Source organism: Alloyangia pacifica, assembly GCF_003111685.1.
GTDB classification, from domain to species: domain Bacteria; phylum Pseudomonadota; class Alphaproteobacteria; order Rhodobacterales; family Rhodobacteraceae; genus Salipiger; species Salipiger pacificus_A.
In genome coordinates this window covers 772,253-793,082 of sequence record NZ_CP022190.1, presented here as the reverse complement: position 1 = coordinate 793,082, position 20,830 = coordinate 772,253, and the positions used below count along the sequence as shown (strand labels likewise).

21 protein-coding genes and 1 pseudogene are annotated in these 20,830 nt (G+C 66.8%); 9 read left to right on the top strand and 13 right to left on the bottom strand.

The window, feature by feature from the left end; all coding sequences use genetic code 11:
* Nucleotides 1-8: 8 nt before the first annotated feature.
* From CEW88_RS16660 to CEW88_RS16630, 8 genes and pseudogenes are all read right to left on the bottom strand, one after another.
* On the bottom strand, nt 9-1,376 hold the full coding sequence (locus CEW88_RS16660; RefSeq protein ID WP_108969021.1) for a cytosine deaminase: 1,368 nt from the start codon (nt 1,374-1,376) through the stop codon (nt 9-11).
* Between the two features lie 29 nt (nt 1,377-1,405).
* Nucleotides 1,406-2,302 carry a LysR family transcriptional regulator gene (locus CEW88_RS16655; RefSeq protein ID WP_108969019.1) on the bottom strand — a complete coding sequence of 299 codons (897 nt, stop codon included), beginning with the start codon at nt 2,300-2,302 and terminating at the stop codon, nt 1,406-1,408.
* Nucleotides 2,303-2,387: 85 nt separating this feature from the next.
* On the bottom strand, nt 2,388-3,389 hold the full coding sequence (locus CEW88_RS16650) for an isopenicillin N synthase family dioxygenase (RefSeq protein WP_108969017.1): 1,002 nt from the start codon (nt 3,387-3,389) through the stop codon (nt 2,388-2,390).
* 134 nt (nt 3,390-3,523) lie between these two features.
* Nucleotides 3,524-4,342 carry an ABC transporter permease gene (locus CEW88_RS16645; protein ID WP_217626452.1) on the bottom strand — a complete coding sequence of 273 codons (819 nt, stop codon included), beginning with the start codon at nt 4,340-4,342 and terminating at the stop codon, nt 3,524-3,526.
* On the bottom strand, nt 4,342-5,118 hold the full coding sequence (locus CEW88_RS16640) for an ABC transporter ATP-binding protein (protein ID WP_108969016.1): 777 nt from the start codon (nt 5,116-5,118) through the stop codon (nt 4,342-4,344). The genes CEW88_RS16645 and CEW88_RS16640 overlap by 1 nt, the downstream gene beginning before the upstream one ends.
* Nucleotides 5,118-5,966, bottom strand: a pseudogene (locus tag CEW88_RS16635) (ABC transporter substrate-binding protein); the annotation flags it as partial. The pseudogene CEW88_RS16635 and the gene CEW88_RS16640, both read right to left, overlap by 1 nt.
* Nucleotides 5,967-6,127: 161 nt before the next feature.
* Nucleotides 6,128-6,316: a hypothetical protein gene (locus CEW88_RS24545; RefSeq protein WP_159099646.1), complete on the bottom strand. Its 189-nt coding sequence runs from the start codon at nt 6,314-6,316 to the stop codon at nt 6,128-6,130.
* Nucleotides 6,317-6,698: 382 nt separating this feature from the next.
* The gene (locus CEW88_RS16630) at nt 6,699-7,607 is read right to left on the bottom strand and encodes an AEC family transporter (protein WP_108969014.1); all 909 of its coding nucleotides are present in this window, start codon (nt 7,605-7,607) and stop codon (nt 6,699-6,701) included.
* A gap of 177 nt (nt 7,608-7,784) precedes the next feature.
* On the opposite strand from CEW88_RS16630, the gene CEW88_RS16625 reads away from it, so the two are divergent.
* Nucleotides 7,785-8,246, top strand: a complete 462-nt coding sequence (locus CEW88_RS16625; protein WP_108969012.1) for an Lrp/AsnC family transcriptional regulator — start codon at nt 7,785-7,787, stop codon at nt 8,244-8,246.
* A gap of 9 nt (nt 8,247-8,255) precedes the next feature.
* Here the strand turns inward: CEW88_RS16625 and CEW88_RS16620 are convergent, their stop codons facing one another.
* A complete protein-coding gene (locus tag CEW88_RS16620) occupies nt 8,256-9,686 on the bottom strand; it encodes an aminotransferase class V-fold PLP-dependent enzyme (protein ID WP_108969010.1) in 1,431 nt (476 codons plus the stop codon).
* A 305-nt stretch (nt 9,687-9,991) separates the two neighbouring features.
* On the opposite strand from CEW88_RS16620, the gene CEW88_RS16615 reads away from it, so the two are divergent.
* From CEW88_RS16615 to CEW88_RS16590, 6 genes are all read left to right on the top strand, one after another.
* Nucleotides 9,992-10,906, top strand: coding sequence for a LysR family transcriptional regulator (locus CEW88_RS16615; protein WP_108969889.1), 915 nt, complete (start codon nt 9,992-9,994; stop codon nt 10,904-10,906).
* Nucleotides 10,907-11,153: 247 nt separating this feature from the next.
* Nucleotides 11,154-12,311 carry an ABC transporter substrate-binding protein gene (locus tag CEW88_RS16610; protein WP_108969008.1) on the top strand — a complete coding sequence of 386 codons (1,158 nt, stop codon included), beginning with the start codon at nt 11,154-11,156 and terminating at the stop codon, nt 12,309-12,311.
* A 66-nt stretch (nt 12,312-12,377) separates the two neighbouring features.
* Nucleotides 12,378-13,376, top strand: a complete 999-nt coding sequence (locus CEW88_RS16605) for an ABC transporter ATP-binding protein (RefSeq protein WP_108969006.1) — start codon at nt 12,378-12,380, stop codon at nt 13,374-13,376.
* A 2-nt stretch (nt 13,377-13,378) separates the two neighbouring features.
* Nucleotides 13,379-14,329 (top strand): ABC transporter permease, encoded by a 951-nt coding sequence (locus CEW88_RS16600; RefSeq protein ID WP_108969004.1) that lies wholly within the window; start codon nt 13,379-13,381, stop codon nt 14,327-14,329.
* Nucleotides 14,319-15,125: an ABC transporter permease gene (locus CEW88_RS16595; protein ID WP_108969002.1), complete on the top strand. Its 807-nt coding sequence runs from the start codon at nt 14,319-14,321 to the stop codon at nt 15,123-15,125. The genes CEW88_RS16600 and CEW88_RS16595 overlap by 11 nt, the downstream gene beginning before the upstream one ends.
* A 25-nt stretch (nt 15,126-15,150) precedes the next feature.
* A complete protein-coding gene (locus tag CEW88_RS16590; protein ID WP_108969000.1) occupies nt 15,151-16,575 on the top strand; it encodes a gamma-aminobutyraldehyde dehydrogenase in 1,425 nt (474 codons plus the stop codon).
* A 33-nt stretch (nt 16,576-16,608) separates the two neighbouring features.
* Here the strand turns inward: CEW88_RS16590 and CEW88_RS16585 are convergent, their stop codons facing one another.
* The 4 genes from CEW88_RS16585 to CEW88_RS16570 form a co-directional block, all read right to left on the bottom strand.
* Nucleotides 16,609-17,517: an MBL fold metallo-hydrolase gene (locus CEW88_RS16585; RefSeq protein WP_108968998.1), complete on the bottom strand. Its 909-nt coding sequence runs from the start codon at nt 17,515-17,517 to the stop codon at nt 16,609-16,611.
* A 71-nt stretch (nt 17,518-17,588) separates the two neighbouring features.
* On the bottom strand, nt 17,589-18,626 hold the full coding sequence (locus tag CEW88_RS16580) for a YeeE/YedE family protein (protein WP_108968996.1): 1,038 nt from the start codon (nt 18,624-18,626) through the stop codon (nt 17,589-17,591).
* A gap of 42 nt (nt 18,627-18,668) precedes the next feature.
* Complete coding sequence (locus CEW88_RS16575) at nt 18,669-19,016, bottom strand: ArsR/SmtB family transcription factor (protein ID WP_235940372.1); 348 nt, start codon at nt 19,014-19,016, stop codon at nt 18,669-18,671.
* A 5-nt stretch (nt 19,017-19,021) separates the two neighbouring features.
* Nucleotides 19,022-19,393, bottom strand: a complete 372-nt coding sequence (locus CEW88_RS16570; protein WP_108968992.1) for a hypothetical protein — start codon at nt 19,391-19,393, stop codon at nt 19,022-19,024.
* A gap of 88 nt (nt 19,394-19,481) precedes the next feature.
* Here CEW88_RS16570 and CEW88_RS16565 point away from each other — a divergent pair, with 88 nt between their 5' ends.
* Together CEW88_RS16565 and CEW88_RS16560 are read left to right on the top strand one after the other, a co-directional pair.
* A complete protein-coding gene (locus CEW88_RS16565) occupies nt 19,482-20,216 on the top strand; it encodes a cytochrome c biogenesis CcdA family protein (RefSeq protein WP_108968990.1) in 735 nt (244 codons plus the stop codon).
* A 27-nt stretch (nt 20,217-20,243) separates the two neighbouring features.
* Entirely contained in the window at nt 20,244-20,822 is a 579-nt protein-coding gene (locus CEW88_RS16560) for a thioredoxin family protein (protein ID WP_108968988.1), read from the top strand.
* Nucleotides 20,823-20,830 lie beyond the last annotated feature (8 nt).

Below are 20,830 nucleotides of genomic sequence, written 5' to 3'. Positions count from 1 at the left end.
CGCGCAAGTCAGGCCGGCTCTGGCTCCGTCTCAGAGCCGGCCAGGTGCAGCGCTTCGTAGGACGGCGGGCGGATATCCAACACCCGCCCCTCGCGCACCAGCAGCCGGTCGGACTGAGGCCGGGCGATGATCTGGTCGAGACTCCAGGCATCAAGCACCATGAAATCGGCCCGGCGCCCGGCGCCGAGGCTGCCCGCCTCGAACCTGCAGATCGCCGCCGGCGCCCTCCCCGCCAGACCCGCACTGTCCTCGAACGGGTGGTCGAGATGGCAGATCCGCACCGCCTCGCGCCAGGTGTCGAGCATGTCGTGATCGCCGTAGGCGTAGAAGGGATCGCGGCAATTGTCCCCGGCCACCGCCACCGGCACCCCGGCGGCACGCAGCTCGTGGATCGGCATCACCCCGCGCCAGCGCGGCGTGCGGCCCGGCACGCGATCCTGCAGGTACATGTTGACCGTCGGCAGGGTGATCAGCGAGAGCCCCGCCGCCTTCACCAGCGCGATGGTGGCGTGCATCTCGGGCTCGGGCAGACGCGCGAGCGAGCAGCAATGGCCGCAGGTCACCCGCCCCTCGTAGCCATGGCGGATCGCGGCGCGGGCCACGTGCGGGAGGGCATCCGCCTCGGCGGCCTCGTCGACGTGCAGGTCAAGGTCGAGGTCGCGCTCCTTGGCCAGGGTGAAGACCCGGTCGAGAAGAGCCTCGATGTCATCAAGCGCACCATGGGTGCCGCCGGACGGGCGGGTCACCCCGCCGAGCAGCCCGCCGTGCTCGGCCACGATGTCAGCAAGGCGCGCCGCGTAGTCCGTGCCCCAGGCATCGAAGGGCACCAGCGCCGAGGCTTGCAGCGCGACCCGCCCCTTCCAGGTCTCGCGGATTTCGGCAAAGGCGCCCCAGACGGTTTCGCCCTGCCCCTCGTGGCTGTCGAGATGGGTGCGGATCGCGGCGACGCCATGCGCCTCTGCGCAGGAGAGCCCGAAGTCCATGCGGTGGATCAGGTCGTCGTGCCGCCAATGGGCGATGCGGTCGCGGGTCGTGGCCTCGCGCGCGCCGGGATGGGTGCCGCCGGAGCTGGGCGCGCGGCCCATCACGTGGCCCTTGTCGAGATGGGTGTGGGCGTCGACCAGCATCGGCCAGACGTGCCGTCCGCCAAGGCTCAGACGCGGCGCATCGGTCGCGATCCCGCCCGGCGCCGCGACAGCGGCGATGCGCCCGGCGCGGATCAGCAGATCGACACGCGCGGTGCCGTCGGCGTCCACCGGGGCCCCGACGGGCGCACCCTCGGTCAACAGCGCGGCGGGACAGCGCAACTGGGTGAGCAGCAGGTCTCCGCCTGCCGCGAACGCCTCTTCGAGGCGGCGGTGCATCTTGGTGGTCATCTCAGGTCTTTCCGTAGCTTGTCGGGCGCTCAGCTATCGCCCCGCCCGAAGTGGTCCTTGATCGCCTGCATGAAGCCGTCCGCCGCCGAGCTGAGCGCCCCGCGGCTGCGGTGCACGAGGCTGAGCCGCTGCCGTCCGGCGGCGGCCATCAGCGGCAGGAAGGCAAGATCGCCGTCGCGCAACTCCTGGTCGACGTCGACGCGGTTGAGAAAGGTCACATGCGGCGGGCGGCGCACGAGGCGCTTCATCATCTCGGTGGAATTGGTTTCCACCACCGGCCGCAGATCGGCATTGGCCGGGGCGAGGTTCTCGATCAGCGGCCGCAGCGACAGCTGCTGCGAGGCCAGCACCAGCGGGTAGATCAGGCAGTCGGCGACGCGCACGTTCGGCTTGGCCGTGAGCGGGTGACCCGGCGCCACCACCGCGCCGAGCCGGTGCTGGAAGACGGCCGAGAGCTGCATGCGGTTGTCCTCGGGCAGGTTGTAGCCAAGGCCGATCTCGGCCTCGCCCGAAGCCACCATCTCCATCAGCTCGGAACGGTTGCAGACGGTGACCTTCAGCTCGACCCGCGGATGACGCTCGCAATACTCGGCCACCACGTCGCCGAGCCGACCGGCGGCGAGCGTCGCCATTGTGGCGACGGTAACCTCGCCGTGCGACAGGCCCTTCAACGCATGGACGCGCGCCTGCAGCCGGTCGTGGCCCTTCAGCGTCTCGCGGATATGGGCAATGAGCAGCTCGCCCGGGGCGGTCAGCTTCAACCCGCGCGGCAGGCGCTCGAAGATCGGCACGCCGAAGTCGGCCTCGACCTCGAGCACCTGCCGGTTGACCGCGGAGGCGGCGACATTCAACTCGCGCGCCGCCTTGCGGATGGAGCCCTGACGGGCGACCTCGTCGATGTAGCGCAGAGCGCGGCCGTGCAGCATGGACCTTCCGAAGCTGGGTCTGGCAGGGATCTGCGCCCTGCCCTTTGTCGCGATGGTGTCACCCGAACGGCCCATGCTCAACGCCTTACTTCTTGGCGGCCTGGCTGGCGGCGAAGTTGGCATTGATGCGCATGGTCAGGTAGTCGCCCGCGGTGATCGGCTCGTACTTGCCCAACGGGCCCTGCATGACCGCGTCGCGGTTGGCCTGGCAGAAGAACGGCAGCGACAGGCGGCGGCCCTTGTACTCGCCCTCATAGGGCATGCGCACCCGGTGCAGCGTCGACTGCAGCTGATCGTCCGACCAGCGCATCAGCATGTCGCCGATATTGCAGGTGATGTAGCCGCGGCGCGGCGGCACGTCGGTCCAGGCATTGGAGCCCGCGTCCTTGCCCGGGCAGACCTGCAGCCCGCCCTCGCCTTCCTTCTGGTGCAGGATGGTGAGGCAGTCGAAGTCCGAATGCGCCCCGGCGCGCCAGGCCTTGAAGTCCTCGGGCTTGGCGTCTTCCATCGACATGTAGTGGATGAGCCGCAGCGTCGACTGGTACTGGTCCGACTCCGGGTCATGCGCATGGGTGAAGAAATCTTCGGCAAAGCCCATCTTGAGCGCAAAGCACGACAGGATCCGCATGCCCAGCTCCCAGTTCTGGCGCTCGAACTTCAGCGCGCGTTCCTTGAACCGGGGAAGCTCTTCCTCGGTCGGCCACTTGCCATCCATCAGCGGGCGGGTGACCTGATAGCTTTCCTTGTTGTCGGGCGTGCCGGTGGAGGGGCGCACCTGCGCCTTGAATTCCCAACCGGCGTTGGTGCCCTTCGGCATCGGGTATTGCGCCTTCACCTCGGTCGGCAGCTCGAAGAACTCCCAGGCGGTGTCGAAGGCGGCGTCGATGTCTTGCTCGGGGATGCCGTGGTTGTAGACCTGGAAGAAACCGATGCCCGTGGCGGCGTCCCAGAGGGCGTCGGCGATCTCGTGCTTGCGGGTGTCGAAGTCGGACAGATCGATGGCAGGGACGTCGCGCTCGATGGTGCTGCCCATGCCGCCGATGGTGGTTTCCTTGTTCAGCTCGGCAAGGTCGTAGTTGGTGCTCATTGCGGTCTCCAAAGTAGGATGCCGGAAGGTCCGGCAGGGTGGGGAGCAATGTCCGGGCCGTGGCCTGACTGCTTCTACTCCGGGGGAAGGCACCGGGCGGCGGGCCGCCCGATGCGAAAGGGGGGCGAGCGGGCTCAGCGCCTGCGCGGCAGGCTCCAGGGGAAGAGCAGCTTCTGTGCCCAGCTCACCGCCTGGAACAAGGCCAGTGACATGGCGGCGAGGACGAAGAGCCCGGCCCAGGCCTGCGGCAGCTTGAACATCGAGGTCGAGAATTGGATGAAGTAGCCGACGCCTGCGTCCGAGGCGCAGAACTCGGCCACAACCGCGCCAATCACCGCCAGCGTCACCGAGATCTTCAGCGCCGAGAAGATGTAGGGCACGGCGAAAGGCAGCCGGATCTGGGTGATTTCTCGAAAGACCGGGGCGCGCAGGCTCCGCGACAGCTCGATGAGTTCAGGCGGCGTGGCGGCAAGCCCGGTGGCGGTGGAGACCACCATCGGGAAGAAGCAGATCAGCGTGGTGATGACGATGCGCGGCGCATCGCCGGCTCCCAGCACCACGATGATGATCGGCGCGATGGCGACGACCGGGGTGGATTGCACGATCACCAACAGCGGGTAGAGCGTGCGGTTCAGCGCCGGCGAGCGCACCAGCGCGATAGCCAGAGGAATGGCGATGGCGATGGCGAGCGCGAAGCCCAGCAGCGCGACCCGCAGCGTTGCCCAGACGTGGCCGGCCCAGCGTTCCGCGCCGATGCTGGGGAAGGTCGAGAAGATCGAGCTCGGAGCCGGCAGCAGGTAGCTGGGGATATTCAGCGAGCGCGCGGCAAGCTCCCAGAGCGCGACTGTGCCGAGGATGGTGAGGATCGCCGCGACACCCGGCGCGGCGAGGATGCGCCGGAGATCGGGGCGTTTGCTTTCGGGCTTGGAAAAATCTGGCATCGAAAGGCTCATCAGGCGGCATCCCTTTGCAGCAGCAGGTCGCGCAGGTGGGCGGCAATCTCGGTGACCGCCGGATCCTTGATCGTCTCGCGGCCACGCGGGCGGGCAACCGGCACCGGCAGCTCGGTCAGCACCGAACCGGGGCGACCGGTCATCACCAACACGCGGTCGGCGAGGAGCGCCGCCTCGCTGACGGAATGGGTGATGAAGACCACGGTCTTCGGGCGCTCGCCGAAAATGCGCAGCAGGTCGAAGCCCATTTCCTCGCGGGTCAGCGCATCGAGCGCCGAGAAGGGCTCGTCCATCAGCAGGATATCGGGGTCCATGTGCAGCGCGCGGGCGATCCCGACGCGCTGCTGCATGCCGCCCGACAGCTCGTCTGGCAGGCGCTTGCCAAAGCCCTCGAGCCCGACCATGCGCAGCAGGTCCTGCGCCCGGTCGCGGTCGTGGCGGCCCACCCGTCCGCGCTTGTGGCGGACGGGGAACAGCACGTTGTCTTCAATCGTGGCCCAGGGCAGCAGCGTCGGCTTCTGGAAGACGATGCCGATGTCCTCACGCGGGCCTGTGACCCGCCGCCCGAACACCTCGACCGTGCCCGATGTCGGCTCGAGCAACCCGGCGATCATGCGCAGCAAAGTGGACTTGCCGCAGCCCGAAGGGCCAAGCACGGCGAGAAACTCATGCCGGGCGACCTCGAAGCTGACGTTGCGCAGGGCCTCCACCCGGCCGGAGCCGGTCTCGAAGACCTGGCCCAGCCGGTCGAAACGAATGGCGGCGGGGGTTTCCATCAGCCTTCCCCGCCGGGCAGGAAAGCGCGGGTCACGAAGACCTCGGGGTCCTGCGCCGCCCCGTCCAGTCCCTGCGCCTGCGACACGCGGGTCCAGGTGGCGGCAAGCCGGCCCGGCTCGAAGACGCCGAGCCCGTCGGCCTCGGTCACCTCGTTGTACACCAGCCCCAGCATGTCGTTGAGCGAGCCGAGCACGTCGCCATGCTCCAGCTCCGGCACCATGTTGACAACGGATTGCGCGGCCTCTTCCGGGTTGGTCCTGCAGAACTCTATCGACTTCTTGAAGGCGGCGACGAAGCGCGCGGCGACGTCGGGACGTTCGGCGAGGAAGGCGTCGTTGGCATTCAGCGAGGCGGAGTAGAGTTCAAGGCCAGCAGCCGACCAGGGCAGCGCGATGATCTCCTTGCCCGCGTCCTTGCCCTGGCCCTGATAGCGCGAGAGGTCGGTCATCCAGGCGACGATGCCGTCGACCTGCCCGGTCATCAACATCGGCCCGAGCGCGCCGGCGTCGGCTTTGGTCAGCTCGACGTCGGCCTCGCTCAGGCCCACGTCCTTCAGCACCAGCGGGAGATAGACGTTCGAAGAGGTGAAGGGCGACGTGGCGATCTTCTTGCCCGTCACGTCGGCGACGCTGTCGAAGCCGCTGTCCTTGACCGTGTAGAAGGCATGCGGTCCCTTATTGAACACCGACATCACCGAGGTCACCCCGACGCCTTCCTGCGCCTTGGCGGCCATCAGCGCGCCGATGTCGGCCATGCCGATGTTGGACGAACCCGCCGCAAGGCGCGAAATCGCATCCGACGAGCCTCGGCCCGAGGCGATGGTGACGTCGAGGCCCGCATCCGCGCAGAAGCCCTGGTCGACGCAGACCTATATGGGCGCCTTATCGCCTCCCGGAAGCCAATCGAGCTGGTACGTGACCGGGTCCCCGGCAAGCGCGGTGGTCGCGCTGAGCGCGAGCCCGAGGGCCGTGAGCGTGGTGGACTTGGACAACATGTGGAGGTCTCTCCCTAGTGTGCTGATTTGTTGGACAGTCGCAGGTGGTCGATCTCGGCCTTGCCGATGCCCTCGGCGCGCATCCGGTTGCGGGCACAGCGCTGCCGTTCCGGATCCGCGCACATCAGGCAGGCCCGGCATTGGTGCGTCGCGAGATCTTTGATTTCTATTTTATCTTTTTTAACTCGATAGTTGCTGGTCATATCTGGCCTCGTCAGAGTCGGAACTTCTGGCGAGCAATGTCCAGGATTTGGTCCAGACCGCTTCTACTCGTGGCCTCATTTATGGAACGCTCAAACCCGACCGATCAACGGAAATTTCGCAGTTTTCAGGCCGCATATTTTTTTAAACAATTCCTGAACGCAAGATCTGCCATTGCCGGTGAGCCGGCGAATTATGGAGAAAACAAGTGATATTCCGGCAATCTCTGCGGGGCGCCTGGTCCAACAGTCTCACAGCAAGCGAACAAATTTAAATCGTACGCATTTTTAGAACGCTTTTGGCGAGAAATTCTCCCGCCGCGAGCCAAGCTCGGTTCCCTCCCTGCGTGGGCTTGAACCTATGCACGCGGCCCGCAGGCCCGCCCTAGCCCAGGCCCAGCACCAGCAACACGAGGGGAATCGTCAGCACGCCGAGCAGGGTCTGCGCCATCACCAGCCCGGCCATGAGCGTGCCGTCCCCGCCCATCTGCCGGGTCAGCACGTAGGCCGTCGGCGCGGTCGGGATTGCCGAGAAGACCACCAGCACCAGGGCTTCCACCGGGCCGAGGCCGACGGCCGCCGCCACCAGCGCCGCGATGCCCGGAACAAGCACCAGACGCAGCGCCGCGTTGCCCGCGAGCGCCGGCAGGTCCCCGCGCAGCGATCCCGGCCGCAGGGCCGCGCCGACGCACAAGAGGCCCAGCGGCAGGCTGCCGCGCGCGAGCAACTCGAGGAAGCGGTCTGCGCCGAAGGGCAACCCCGCGCCGACAAGCGCAAGCGCGATCCCGGCAAGGCAGGCAAGGATCAGGGGATTGCGCAGCATGGTCTTCAGCAGCACGCCGGGACGGCGCAGCACCTCAGCCTCGCTCAGCGCCACGATCGACAGCACGTTGACCAGGGGAACGGCGATGGCGAGATAAACCGCCGCGCGCGAGACGCCCTCGGGGCCGGCAAGACTCGCGGTGATCGCCAGCCCCAGGTAGGTGTTGAAGCGCACCGCCCCCTGCAGCGCCGGGCCGAAGCGCGCCGCGGGTGCCGGCCGGATGCGGCGTGCCAGCGCCATGCCAAGCGCCACGATGCAGATCGTGGCGACGGTCGCCCCGCCGAGCTTCAGCAATTGCGGATCATCCAGCGGCGCGCGAAGCAGGCTCGACACGAGCAGGGCCGGGAACAGGAGGAAGTAGTTCAGGCGCTCCGCGGCGGGCCAGAAGCCCGGGTCGGGAAACCCCTTGCGGGACAGGAAAAAACCCAAGCAGATGAGCCCGAACAAGGGCCAAATGGTGATGAACAGCACGCCGCGACTCCAAGTATGCCGCCGTGGCACCCGGGCCGGACGGCGCCTCTCCCATATAGCGCGGCCGTGGTGCTAGGTCAGCGGCCTTCTGCCCCTGGTCGCCGCAGCCTTCACGGACCTACCATTACCGGACTTCTTAGGATAGATTGCCCCAACTTCAGCCCGGGGAAGAAATCAATGCTCGACACCTACGATCGGAAGATCCTCGCACTGCTCCAGCGCAACGCCGAGATGCCGGTCACCGAGATCGCCGCCGAGATCGGCCTCACCACCACGCCCTGCTGGCGCCGCATTCGCAAGCTCGAGGAGCGCGGCTACTTCAAGCGCCGCGTGGCGCTGCTCGACGAGGAGAAGCTCAACGTCGGGGTTTCGGTTTTCATGGCGATCCGCACCAACCAGCACAGCCGCGATTGGGCGCGCGCCTTCGTCAAGGCGGCCGAGGAGATCCCCGAGATCGTCGACATCTTCCGTCTGGCGGGCGAGGTCGACTACATGCTGCGCGTCGTGGTTCCGGATATCGCGACCTTCGACAAGGTCTACCAGCGACTGATCCAGAAGGTCGAGATCCACGACGTCTCGTCGATGTTCGCGATGGAGACCATCAAGTCGAGCACCGAGCTGCCGCTCGACTACGTCTGAAGCCCGACTTCAGGCCGCGCTGGCGGAGAAGATCGCCCGGGCGCCGTCCACCTCGTAGCTGCTAACATGGGCCACCGCGTCGCGCGAAAGCGTGGCGACGCTCTGCAATATGAAATCCACCTCTGCCTCGCTCATCAGCACCGACAGGTTGAGCCGTACGAAGCCGGGTTTCTCCAGTTCCTGGCCCGACAGGATCGCCGCGCGGATCCGCGCCGCGGCCTCGGTGTCAAAGCCCAGCAGGCGCAGCACGTAGGGGCCGGCGCAGGCGCAGCCGCCGCGGGCCTGGATGCCAAAGCGGTCGCTCAGCATCTTCGTGGCCAGCTGCTGGTGGATGTACCCGCCACGCGGGTCGCGCAGGCGAAAAGAGAGGACGGGGAGGCGCGCGGCCCCGGTGTTTCCGAGCAGCTCGATGCCGGGCTCGGCCTGCCATGCGGCGATGGCGCGCGCGGCCAGTTCGGCGTTGCGCTGCGCCATGTGGTCCGCACCAATCTCTTCCTTGACGATCACCGCCAGGGCCGCGCGGATGTCGCCGACGACATTGGGCGTACCCGCCTCCTCGCGCGCCTCCAGCGCGCCGGAATAGTCATGCCCGTCGGAGGACACGAAGCGCACGGTGCCGCCGCCGACCCATGTCGGATGCTCGGCGACCACCGCGTCGCGGCGCAGCACCATCACGCCCGATGCGCCCGGCCCGCCGATGAACTTGTGCGGCGAGAAGACCAGAGCGTCGATGCCTGCGCCCTGTTGGTCCATGGCCATCGGCAGGTAGGGCCCTCCCCCGGCATAATCCCAGACCATCAGCGCACCCGCATCCTTTACCCGGCGGGTGAGGCCCGCGACGTCGGCGATGATCCCCGAAACATTGGAGGCCGCAGAAAAGGCGCAGATCACCCGGTCGTAGTCCGCCTTGTCGGCGAGCGCCGCATCGAGCGCGGCAAGCTCCGGCCCGCCGTCGCCTGCCTCGGGCAATTCGACCACCTCGGCACCGCTCTCGCGCCACGGCAAAATGTTGGAGTGATGCTCGTAGGGGCCGAGGATGACTTTCACCTTGCCATGGTCCGCGCCCAGCAGATGCACCAGCCGGTTGATCCCCGCCGTCGCCCCGCTCCCCGCGAAGATCACCGCGTGTTCGGGACCGGCGCCGCAGTGGTCGGCAATTGTGGCGCGGGCGGCGGCCCGCAGCCGGGTCATGAAGCCGCCGCAGAAGGACGCCTCGGTGTGGCTGTTGGCATAATAGGGCAACACCTTCTCGAGCAGGAACATCTCGAGCGCCTTCAGTGCCCGGCCCGAGGCGACGTAATCGGCGTAGACCAGCGGCTTGGGCCCGAAAGGTCCATCCACCATCACGCCCTTGCCCACGAGGTCTTCGCCCATCCGTGCCACAGGCGGCAGGGCCTGACGGAAGGAGGTCAGCAGGGCGGTGGGATCTGTGCAGGACATGGGATGCTCTTCTTGCTCGATGGGGCAGCTTTGCGCGTTCAGCGCGGTTGAAAGCAGCCTAGCATCGGCAGAGGCGCAAGAGTTTCCAAATGCGCTCTCCCGGACCGCCGAACACAGCAATCTCATTCCAAGATTCTGCCCGATATGAGCAAACCATTTCCCTCATGCGCCTCGCCGCGCCACCTCTGCCCTCATTGTCCGCGCTCCAGCCCACCTTGGCGGCGCGTTGCCCCTTCCCCGAGGAACAGGCTTGCGCGGTGCGCGCAAAGCGCCCTTCAATGCGCCTGACACCCGGGGAGCGCGCCATGTCCTTTACCTTGAAACAACTCCGCTATTTCGTCGCCGTGGCCGAGAAGGGCTCGGTGATCGGTGCGGCGCAGACGCTGTCAATTTCGCAATCGGCGGTGACCGAGGCGCTGAAGAACCTCGAGGCAGATCTCGGCGTCACCCTGTTCGAGCGCCACGCGCGCGGCCTCGACATCACCCACAGCGGCCACCAGTTCCTGCGCCACGCGACGAAGATCCTGTCGGACGTGTCGGGCGCGCGGCGGGCCTTTCAGCGCGCACCGGGCACCACGCAGGGGCGGCTCAACATCGGGGTGACCTCACTGATGGCGGGCTACGTCATGTCCGACCTGCTGTCGCGTTACCGGCGGATGAACCCTGCGGTGGAGGTCTCGGCTCTGGAGGATCAGGGCGAATACCTCGAGCACCTGCTGATCGGCGGCGAGCTCGACGTGGCGGTCATGGTGATCTCCAACCTGCGCGACCGCATGGCGCTGCAATCCGAGATCCTCGACGTCTCCTCCTTCCGGCTCTGGCTGCCGCTGGGCCACAAGCTGACGGCCCGCGAGAGCATCGGCCTCGACGACGTGGCGCGCGAACAGCTCATCATGCTCAACGTCGACGAGATGGAGGAGGAGGCGGTGAAGTTGCTCTCGGCCTTCGGACGCAAGCCGCAGATCGCCTTTCGCACGCGGTCGGTGGAGGCGGTGCGCAGCCTCGTTGCCACCGGCGCGGGCGTGGCGCTGCTGCCGGACCTCGTCTACCGGCCGTGGTCGCTCGACGGCGACCGGATCGAGAGCCGCGACGTCTCGGGCAGCCTGCCGATCGTGCAGGTGGGCATGGTCTGGCGCAAGGGGTTGCCACTATCGGAAGCGGTGCAGGATTTCCTCTCGCTGGCGCGGATGGGACAGGCCGAAAGACCGGGACGGTTCTGAAGGTCCGGGCTATCGGTTTTTCCGAATGGTCATTTCTGATTTATGAATTTGCGAACGCAGCGACGGCGTCACATGATTTTCGTGCGGGAGAATGGCGCGTGGCCGAACGGCCGAAAGACGCCCCCGTGCCGCGGCGCAGGTCGCCACCGGCTCTGACACCAACAGCGAATTTCGGGCCGTCGCCCGAGCCGGGGACGTGTCTCGCAAGGCCACCCGTCTCCTGCGGCCTGCCCACAGGGAGAGTGCAATGACCAACCGTTTCATCACCGCCGCAGTGAGCGCGATCACCGCCGCTTCGCTGGCGACGAGCGCCGTCGCGCAGATGACCGAGATCGGCGAGGGCGAAGGTGAGCTGTCGATCGTCGCCTGGGCCGGATACATCGAGCGTGGCGAGACCGATGCCGCCTTTGACTGGGTCACCAAGTTCGAGGAAGAAACCTCCTGCAAGGTCTCCGTGAAAACCGCCAACACCTCGGACGAAATGGTGGCGCTGATGAACGAGGGCGGGTTTGACCTCGTCACCGCCTCGGGCGACGCCTCGCTGCGGATGATCGCGGGCAAGCGCGTGCAGCCGATCAACGTGGACCTCATCCCCTCGTGGAGCAAGGTGGACGACCGCCTGAAGGACGCGCCTTGGCATACGGTGGACGGCGAGCATTACGGCACCCCCTACATGTGGGGTCCGAACGTGCTGATGTACAACACCGAGGCCTTCCCCGAGGCGCCGACCTCGTGGAACGTCGTGTTCGAGGAAACAACCCTCGCCGACGGATCGAGCAACAAGGGACGGGTGCAGGCCTATGACGGGCCGATCCACATCGCAGACGCAGCCAATTACCTCATGGCGCACCAGCCCGAACTCGGGATCACCGACCCCTATGAGCTGAACGCCGACCAATATGCTGCCGCGCTCGACCTGCTGCGCGGCCAGCGCGAGCTGGTGAGCCGCTACTGGCACGACGCCTTCATCCAGATCGACGACTTCAAGAACGAAGGCATGGTCGCCTCGGGGTCCTGGCCGTTCCAGGTCAACCTGCTGCAGGCCGACGGCGTGCCCGTCGCCTCGGTGATCCCCGAGGAAGGCGCCACCGGCTGGGCCGACACCACCATGCTGCACGCCGAGGCCGAGCATCCGAACTGCGCCTACAAGTGGATGGAGCACACGCTCTCGTCCAACCTGCAGTCCGATCTGTCGGTCTGGTTCGGCGCGGTGCCTTCGGTGCCCTCCGCCTGCTCGGACGGCTCGGGCATGCAGACCCAGGAAGGCTGCGACGCCAACGGCCTCGCGCAGTTCGACAAGATCAAGTTCTGGAAGACCCCGGTGGCGAACTGCGAGAGCCAGGACGAATGCGTGCCCTACTACCGCTGGGTGTCCGACTACATCGGCGTGATCGGCGGCCGCTGATCGCCCTGCCCTGACCTTCCCCGCGCCGCCACCCTGCGGCGCGGGCACAAGAACCGGAATACTCCCATGCCAGCCGTGAGCTTCGACCACGTCTCCCGCCACTTTGGGGCGGTGAAGGCGGTGGATGACGTCATCCTCGACATTGCCGAAGGCGAGTTCTTCGCCATGCTGGGGCCCTCGGGCTCGGGCAAGACCACCTGCCTGCGCCTGATCGCCGGCTTCGAGCGCCCGACGGCGGGCGACATCCGCATCTTCGGCGCCCCCGTCGCCGATCTGCCGCCCTACAAGCGGCAGGTGAACACGGTGTTCCAGGATTACGCGTTGTTCCCGCATCTCAACGTCCGCGACAACGTCGCCTACGGGCTGATGATCGCCGGGCGTGGCAAACGCGAACGCCACGCCGAGGCCGAGGCGGCGCTCGAGATGGTGCGGCTCGGCGGCTACGGCAGCCGCAAGCCTTCCGAGTTGTCGGGCGGCCAGCGCCAGCGTGTCGCACTAGCCCGCGCATTGGTCAACAAGCCGCGGGTGCTGCTGCTCGACGAGCCGCTCGGCGCGCTCGATCTGAAGCTGCGCGAGCAGATGCAGGAAGAGCTGAAGACCCTGCAGCGCCAGCTTGGCATCACCTTCGTCTTCGTCACCCACGACCAGGGCGAGGCGCTGTCGATGGCCGACCGCGTGGCGGTGTTCAACGACGGCAAGATCATCCAGGTCGGCAGCCCCGAGGACATCTACTTCCGACCCGAGGTGCCCTTTGTCGCTGATTTCGTCGGCTCGTCCAACGTGCTGCCCGAGGCGCTGGTCGTCCGGCTGACCGGCGAGACCTGCCCCGCCGCGATCCGTCCCGAACGGCTGCGGCTGACCTCCGAGGGGCCGCTGAAGGCGCGTGTCACCGGGCTCAGCTTCCTTGGTCTCAGCACGCGGGTCAGCTTCGACGCGGGCGGCACACGGCTGACCGCGCTCTTGCCGCAGGACGCGCTGCGCCCCCGCGAGGGCGACGAGGTGGCGTTGAGCTGGGCACCCGAGGATCTGCACCTGATGCGGCCCGACCAGCGAGCCGGGGCATGAGCATGGTAGATACGAGCCCAACCGCGCAGGCTGGCCCCTCCGAAGGGCTGCTGACGCGGGTTTCCGACACCCTTTGGCGGCGTCCGAAGCTGCTCTTGCTGATCCTGCTGACGCCGCCGGCGCTCTGGCTCGGGATCATCTACCTCGGCTCGCTCTTTGCGCTGCTGCTGCAGAGCTTCTTCTCGATCGACCACTTCACCGGGCTGATCAACCACGAGGTCACGCTGGCGACCTATGCCGAACTTTTCACCCCGGCCAACTTCGACATCATCCGCCGCACCGTGGGCATGGCGGCGCTGGTCACGGTGGCCTCCGCCGCGGTCGCCTTTCCCATCGCCTACTATGCCGCGCGCTACGCCAGGGGCGCGTGGCGGGCGCTCTTCTACCTCGGCATCATGATGCCGCTGTGGTCGAGCTACCTGGTGAAGGTCTACGCCTGGAAACTGATCCTTGCAAAGGAAGGCATTCTGACCTGGATCTTCGACGGGCTGCACCTGACATGGCTCCTCGACGCCTATCTCGCGCTGCCGGTCATCGGGGGCAACTCGCTCTCGGTCAGCCCGACGGGCACCTTCCTTGTCTTCGTCTACGTCTGGCTGCCCTACATGGTGCTGCCGATCCAGGCCGCGCTGGAGCGGGTGCCGACCTCGATGCTCGAGGCCAGCGGCGATCTCGGCGCGACACCCTCGCAGACCTTTCGCCACGTGCTGCTGCCGTTGGCGCTGCCGGGGGTGGTCGCGGGCTCGATCTTCACCTTCTCGCTGACGCTGGGGGATTACATCATCCCGCAGATCATCGGAACCTCGCGGCTGTTCATCGGCCAGGCAGTCTACCAACACCAGGGCATCGCCGGGAACATCCCGCTGGCCGCCGCCTTCGCCGTGGTGCCGATCGTGATCATGGGCGTCTACCTCTGGATCGCCAAGCGCATGGGGGCCTTCGATGCACTCTGAGCGCGCCTCTCTGAAGCTCAAGATCGCCGCTGCCGCGGGGCTGCTGTTCCTGCATCTGCCGATCCTGCTCATCTTCGTCTACGCCTTCACCACGGAAGAGAAATCCTTCCAGTGGCCGCCGCCCGGCTACACTTTGAAGTGGTTCGCGGCCACGTGGGAGCGGCCCGACGTCTGGGAGGCGATGGCGCTCAGCCTCAAGGTCGCGGCGATCTCGACGCTGCTGGCGATGATCCTCGGCACGCTCTGCGCCGCCGCCGTCAGCCGCACGAAGTTCTTCGGCCGCGAGAGCATCTCGCTCTTGGTGATCCTGCCCATCGCCCTGCCGGGCGTTGTGACGGGCATCGCCCTGCGCTCGGCCTTTTCCATCGCCGAGGTGCCGTTCAGCACCTGGACCATCGTGCTCGGCCACACGACCTTCTGCGTGGTGATCGTCTACAACAACGCTGTCGCCCGTTTCCGCCGCACCAGCGGCAGCCTCATCGAGGCCTCGATGGATCTGGGCGCCAACCTCTTCCAGACGCTGCGGTACGTGATCCTGCCCAATATCGCCACCGCGCTGGTGGTGGGCGGCATGCTCGCCTTTGCACTCAGCTTCGACGAGGTCATCGTCACCACCTTCACCGCCGGGCAGCAGCAGACGCTGCCCATTTGGATGCTCGAGGAATTGGTGCGCCCGCGCGAACGCCCGGTGACCAACGTGGTCGCCATGGTGGTGGTGCTGGTCACCCTGCTGCCCATCCTGGGCGCCTATTATCTCACCCGCGGGACCGAAGCGGTCGCCGGTCAGGGCAAGTAAAGAACGTAAAGTAACGGAGGACATCATGCAGACCAAGATGCTGATCGGCGGTGCTCAGGAAGCCGGGAAAGAGACCGAGGAAGCGGTGCTCAACCCTCGCACCGGCGAGCTGATCGTGAAGATGCCCGAGGCGGACATGGATCAGGTGAACCGCGCCGTGGGCGCTGCCCGCGCCGCCTTCTCCGGCTGGGCGCGCACCACCGCGGCACACCGCTCCGGGCTGCTGCTGGCGCTGGCCGACGCCATCGAGGCGCGGGCCGAGGAGTTCGTGGCGCTTGAATCGCTCAACTGCGGCAAACCCATCGAGTGTGTGCGGGGTGACGAGGTGCCTGCGGTGGCCGACTGCTTCCGTTTCTTCGCCGGCGCGGTGCGCAACATGCACGGGCCCGTGGCGGGTGAATACATGGAGGGCCACACCTCGATGATCCGCCGCGATCCCATCGGCGTCGTCGCCTCGATCGCGCCGTGGAACTACCCGATGATGATGATGGCCTGGAAGCTGGCCCCGGCGCTGGCGGGCGGCAACACGGTGGTGATGAAGCCCTCGGAGCAGACGCCGCTGACCGCGCTCCTGATGGCCGAGATCATCGCCGGGATCTTCCCCGCAGGCGTGGTCAACGTGATTGTCGGCCAGGGCGCCACCGTCGGCAACGCGCTGATCAACCACCCGCAGGTCGACATGGTCTCGATCACCGGCGACGTGGCGACAGGGCGCAAGGTGCTGCAGGCGGCCTCGAAGTCGGTCAAGCGGACGCATCTGGAGCTGGGCGGCAAGGCCCCGGTCATCGTCATGGACGACGCCGATCTCGGTCGCGTCGTCGAGGGGCTGCGCGCCTTCGGCTATTACAACGCCGGGCAGGACTGCACCGCCGCCTGCCGCATCTACGCGGGCGCGAAGGTCTACGACAATCTGGTGGCGGATCTCTCCTCGGCCGTCTCCTCGATCACCTTCGACGATGCCGACGACACCAAGAACGAGATCCCGCCGCTCATCTCGCAGCGCCAGCGCGACCGGGTGGCGAGCTTCGTGCAGCGCGCCTCGGAGCTCAAACACATCGAGGTGACCACCGGCGGCGCCCTGCACGAGGGCTCGGGCTTCTACTACCGCCCCACGGTCATCGCGGGCGCCCTGCAGGAGGACGAGATCGTCCAGCGCGAGGTCTTCGGCCCCGTCGTCTCGATCACCCGTTTCGACGATGCCGACACCGCCGTGGCCTGGGCCAACGACAGCCAGTACGGGCTTGCCTCCTCGGTCTGGACCGAGAACATCGGCCGGGCGCTCGATATGTCGGCACGGCTGCAATACGGCTGCACCTGGGTGAACACCCACTTCATGCTGGTCAACGAAATGCCGCACGGCGGGCTCAAGCAGTCGGGCTACGGCAAGGACATGTCGATGTATGCGCTCGAGGATTACACCGTGGCGCGGCACGTGATGATTGCCCACTAGACATGCGCTGGGGCGGCCCCGCCGCCCCACGCCTCAGAGCGGGACGAAGCGGTATCCATCCTCCGCCCGCTCCACGTGGCCCATGCCGCCTTGCGACAGGTGGAAGCCGATGACCGGCATCTGTTCCTGCACCAGCCGGTCCATCAGCGCCACGCGGGTCTTCGCGCCCAGTTCTGGGTCCTGGTCAGAGTTCGCCTCCCACCCCGGGCGGGCAAAGGCCACGTGGTCGTTGCCAATGGCATCACCGACGACCAGCGCCGCCGCCTGTCCTTGCCGCAGTTCGAACGACATATGGCCGGGCGTGTGCCCCGGCGTGAGGATCGCCGCGAGGCCGGGCAGGATTTCATCGCCATCCTCGAAGCGCTCGATCCGGTCCTCGATCACCTCCATCCTCCGCCGCGCGCCGAGAGCGAAGAGTTGGCGTTCGGCGCCGATGGACTCCACGGTCGCCGGATCCCACCAGTAGTCCCATTCCGCGCGGCCCATGAGGTAGCGGGCCTCTGGAAACGCGGGCTCGTCGAAATCGTCGAGAAGCCCCCAGATGTGGTCGGGATGCGCATGGGTGAACACCACTGCCGTCACCTGCTCGGGGGTGATCCCGGCGGCGTCGAGGTTGCCTTGCAGCGCCCCGGCGCTCTGCATGAAATCAGGCCCCGCGCCGACGTCGAAGAGCACGGTCTGCTCGCCATCCTGCCAGAGGGTCACGTTGCATTCGGGTGTCAGTCGCTGGCGGTCGATGCGCAGCGCGGCAAGGATCGACGCCAGTTCGGGCTCGGGCATGCCGTCGAACACGAAGTCGCCGGGCAGCACGAGGTTGCCGTCGCTTACGGTGAGCAGCCGGCCCGTACCGAGCTGGGTCTCGGCGATCAGCCTACGGGGCAGCAGCGGCACGAGGCCGGAGGCCGCGGCAGTTTGCAGCAGGTGTCTGCGGGTCAGTGGCATGGTCTCTCCTCCCATTCACACATTCGCATTCTATGATGCAAATCGTGGGACGGGAAGAGCTGAATGCGTCGCTACTCTGCGGGCGCGAAACCGACGATGAGCTGGCGCAGCCCGATCGCCGCCCCCGCGAAGATCGACAGCAGCGCGACGGGGGCGCTGAACGACAGCAGGGAGAAAGCGCTCAGCCCCTGCCCGACGCTGCAGCCCGCGGCCAGAACCGCCCCCGGGCCCATCAGCGCCGCCCCTAGGATCTGCCGTTTCAACTCGCGCGGGTCCTCACAGGCCTCCCACCGGAAGTGCCCCTTGCGCAGCGAGCCGAGGAAGGCGCCGATCAGAACGCCACCCACTGAGCCCACGGCAAAGCCGGGCGCCGCCGCCGAGGCCGTCATCAGCCACAGAAGGGTCTCGCCAAGCGGGCGCGCGAAGGAATGGCTCTCGATTGAGGTTGCGCCGAAGCTCTGCGTCGCGGCCATCTGCGTGCCGACCCAGCCCGAGGTTACCGCGAGGCCAACCACCACCCCCCAGAAGATGTGCCGGCCGGCGCGCGCCATGCCGCCGCCCGACAGCGAGATCACGATCAGTGCACCGCCCACCACCAGCCCGGTCAGCAGCGGTGCCCCGGTGATCTGCGACAACGCTTGCGGCGACGTGGCCGGCGTGTCGGGAAAGACGGTGATCCGCAGCAGCGCCAGCGGGCCAGAGAGGGTGACATAGGCGGTCAGCCCCATGACGACGACGATCACCAGCGAGCGCAGGTCTCCGCCGCCAAGACGCGCCAAAGCGCCGTAGCCGCAGTTGCCCGAGAGCGCCATGCCGTAGCCGAAGAGCAGCCCGCCGAGCGCGGTGCCGGGCAGCGACCATTGCCGCGAGAGATAGAAAGTCTCGCCGGCGTCGAGCCATCCCGCGGAAATCGCGGTCTGCGTGGCGATCACCGCCGTGCCGATCGCAAGCCCCCACGTCCTCAGACGCCGGGTGTCCGAGGAATAGAGCGCGTCCTCGATCGCGCCGAGCGTGCAGAAACGCCCGAGCCGGGCGGCAAGGCCAAGTGCGATGCCTCCAAGCAATCCCACGAGCGCCGCCAGCGCGGCGCCGTCACCAAAATCGAACATTCCGACTGTCGCTCCCTTCCGACCGCCAGCATGCGCCGCCGGTCACTCCTCCCGACAGAACAGGTCGTAGATGACTTCCATGATCTTCTTCGGACGGTCATCCGTCAACGAGTAGTAGATCGTCTTGCCGTCCCGCCGCGGCGTGACCAGCCCCTCGAGCCGCAGCCGAGAGAGCTGCTGCGAGACCGCCGACTGCCGCGCCGAGAGCAGATCCTCGAGTTCGGTGACCGATTTTTCGCCCGAGGCAAGGTGGCACAGGATCATCATCCGCCCGCCGTGGCTCATCGCCTTGAGCAGGTTCGACGCCTCTTCGGCCTTTTCCATGAACCGGTCCATTTCCGGCTCGCTCATACCCTCGTCAAAGACGGGGAGGTGGGCTGCGTTCGACATCGGCGTCATCCGTTAATCTGCGCGGGAGGTGGCGCGGGCGAGGCGGAAACCTCTTCGATCAAGCGGGCAAGCAGTGCCCAGAAAAAGTCTTCTCCAGGATAGCCTTCGATTCGCCCAGTTTCCATCCCGTCCGTCACCAGAATGAACGTTGGCGTAAAGGCAACGGGCCGCGCGAGGTCAATATCTTGCGGCAGGTCACGAATGTCGGCCCGGCGCAGCGGCGCGGCCTGCCCCTCTGCGGTCTTGGGATAGATCGGCGCGATTTCTTTGTCCCAGGCCTCGCAATAGCGGCAACCAGCCTGCTCGGCCATGAGCAGCAGGGTCTCGGCCCGCAGAGGCAGGGGCAGGATCAGAAGGAGCAGGAGAAGAAGTCGCATCTGGGGTGTTCCACAGTGGATTGACCAAGAGCCTATCACATACGTAACGTTATATGCGAATATGTATTGAGGTAGGAGCGTCGCAAAGATGTTTGATGTCACTTTTCTGGGCGCTTTCCTTGCCGGACTGCTGTCTTTCCTCTCACCCTGCATTCTGCCGATCGTGCCCTTCTACCTGTCCTATCTTGCCGGACAGGGGGTGCATGTGGTCGCCGAGACCGGCGTCGTGCCGCCCGGGCTGCGCCGCCGCGCGGTGACCGGAGCGGTGCTTTTCGCGCTCGGGGTGATCACCGTCTTCATCGGACTGGGCGCCACGGCCACCGTTTTCGGCCAGATGGTGCGCGAATGGTTCGGTGTGCTGCGTTGGGTCGCCGCTGCGATCATCATCCTGATGGGGCTGCATTTTCTCGGCGTGCTGCGCATTCCCCTGCTCTACCGGCAAGTCCGATCCGAGGCCCGGGGCGCAACCGGCTTCGTAGGCGCCTACGTCATCGGGCTGGCCTTTGCCTTCGGCTGGACCCCCTGCGTAGGTCCGGTGCTTGCGGCAATTCTCTTCACCGCCGCCGGGCAGGACACCGCGCAGCACGGCGCGCTGCTGCTGCTCACCTATGGCAGCGGGATGACCCTGCCCTTCGTGCTGGCTGCCGTCTTCATCGGCCCCTTCCTGCGCTTCATGGCCCGTTTCCGCCGCCAGCTCGGGCGGGTGGAAAAGGCCATGGGAGTGCTGCTCATCCTGTTCGGCGTGCTCATCGCGACCAACAGCGTCAACCTGATCGCCGCCTGGCTCATCGACACCATCCCCTGGTTCAGCCGCATCGGCTGACCTTGCCCACTCCAAAGGAGGAGAGTGATGACACGACTGTTCCCCGCGCTGGCCTCGGCGGCGCTGATCGCGCTGGCCACCGCCCTGCCCGCGCCCGCTGCCCAACTCGGCGACGACGGGCTGCACAAGGCGCCCTGGATGCACGACACCTTCAAGGATCTTCGCGAGGATCTGGCCGAGGCCAATGCTGCCGGTCAGCGCCTCCTGATTCTCATCGAGCAGCGCGGCTGCATCTACTGCACCAAGATGCACGAGGAGGTGTACCCGCAGCCGGACATCGAGAGGATGCTCTCCGAAGATTTCTTCGTCATCCAGATCAACATGTTCGGCGATGTAGAGGTCACCGACCTCGATGGCACGGTTCTGCCCGAGAAGGACATGGTGCGGCGCTGGGGAATGCTTTTCACGCCCACGATGATCTTCCTGCCGGAGGAGCTGAAGGAGGTGCCCGCGCCGCAGGCTGCGGTGGCCGTCATGCCCGGCGCCTTCGAGAAGAGCACCACCCGCCACATGCTGCGATGGGTGCTGGAGAAGGGCTACGATGGCGACGAGCCGTTCCAGAAGTACCACGCTCGGAAACTTGAAGAGGGCCGCGCAAGGAACTGACAAGGCTC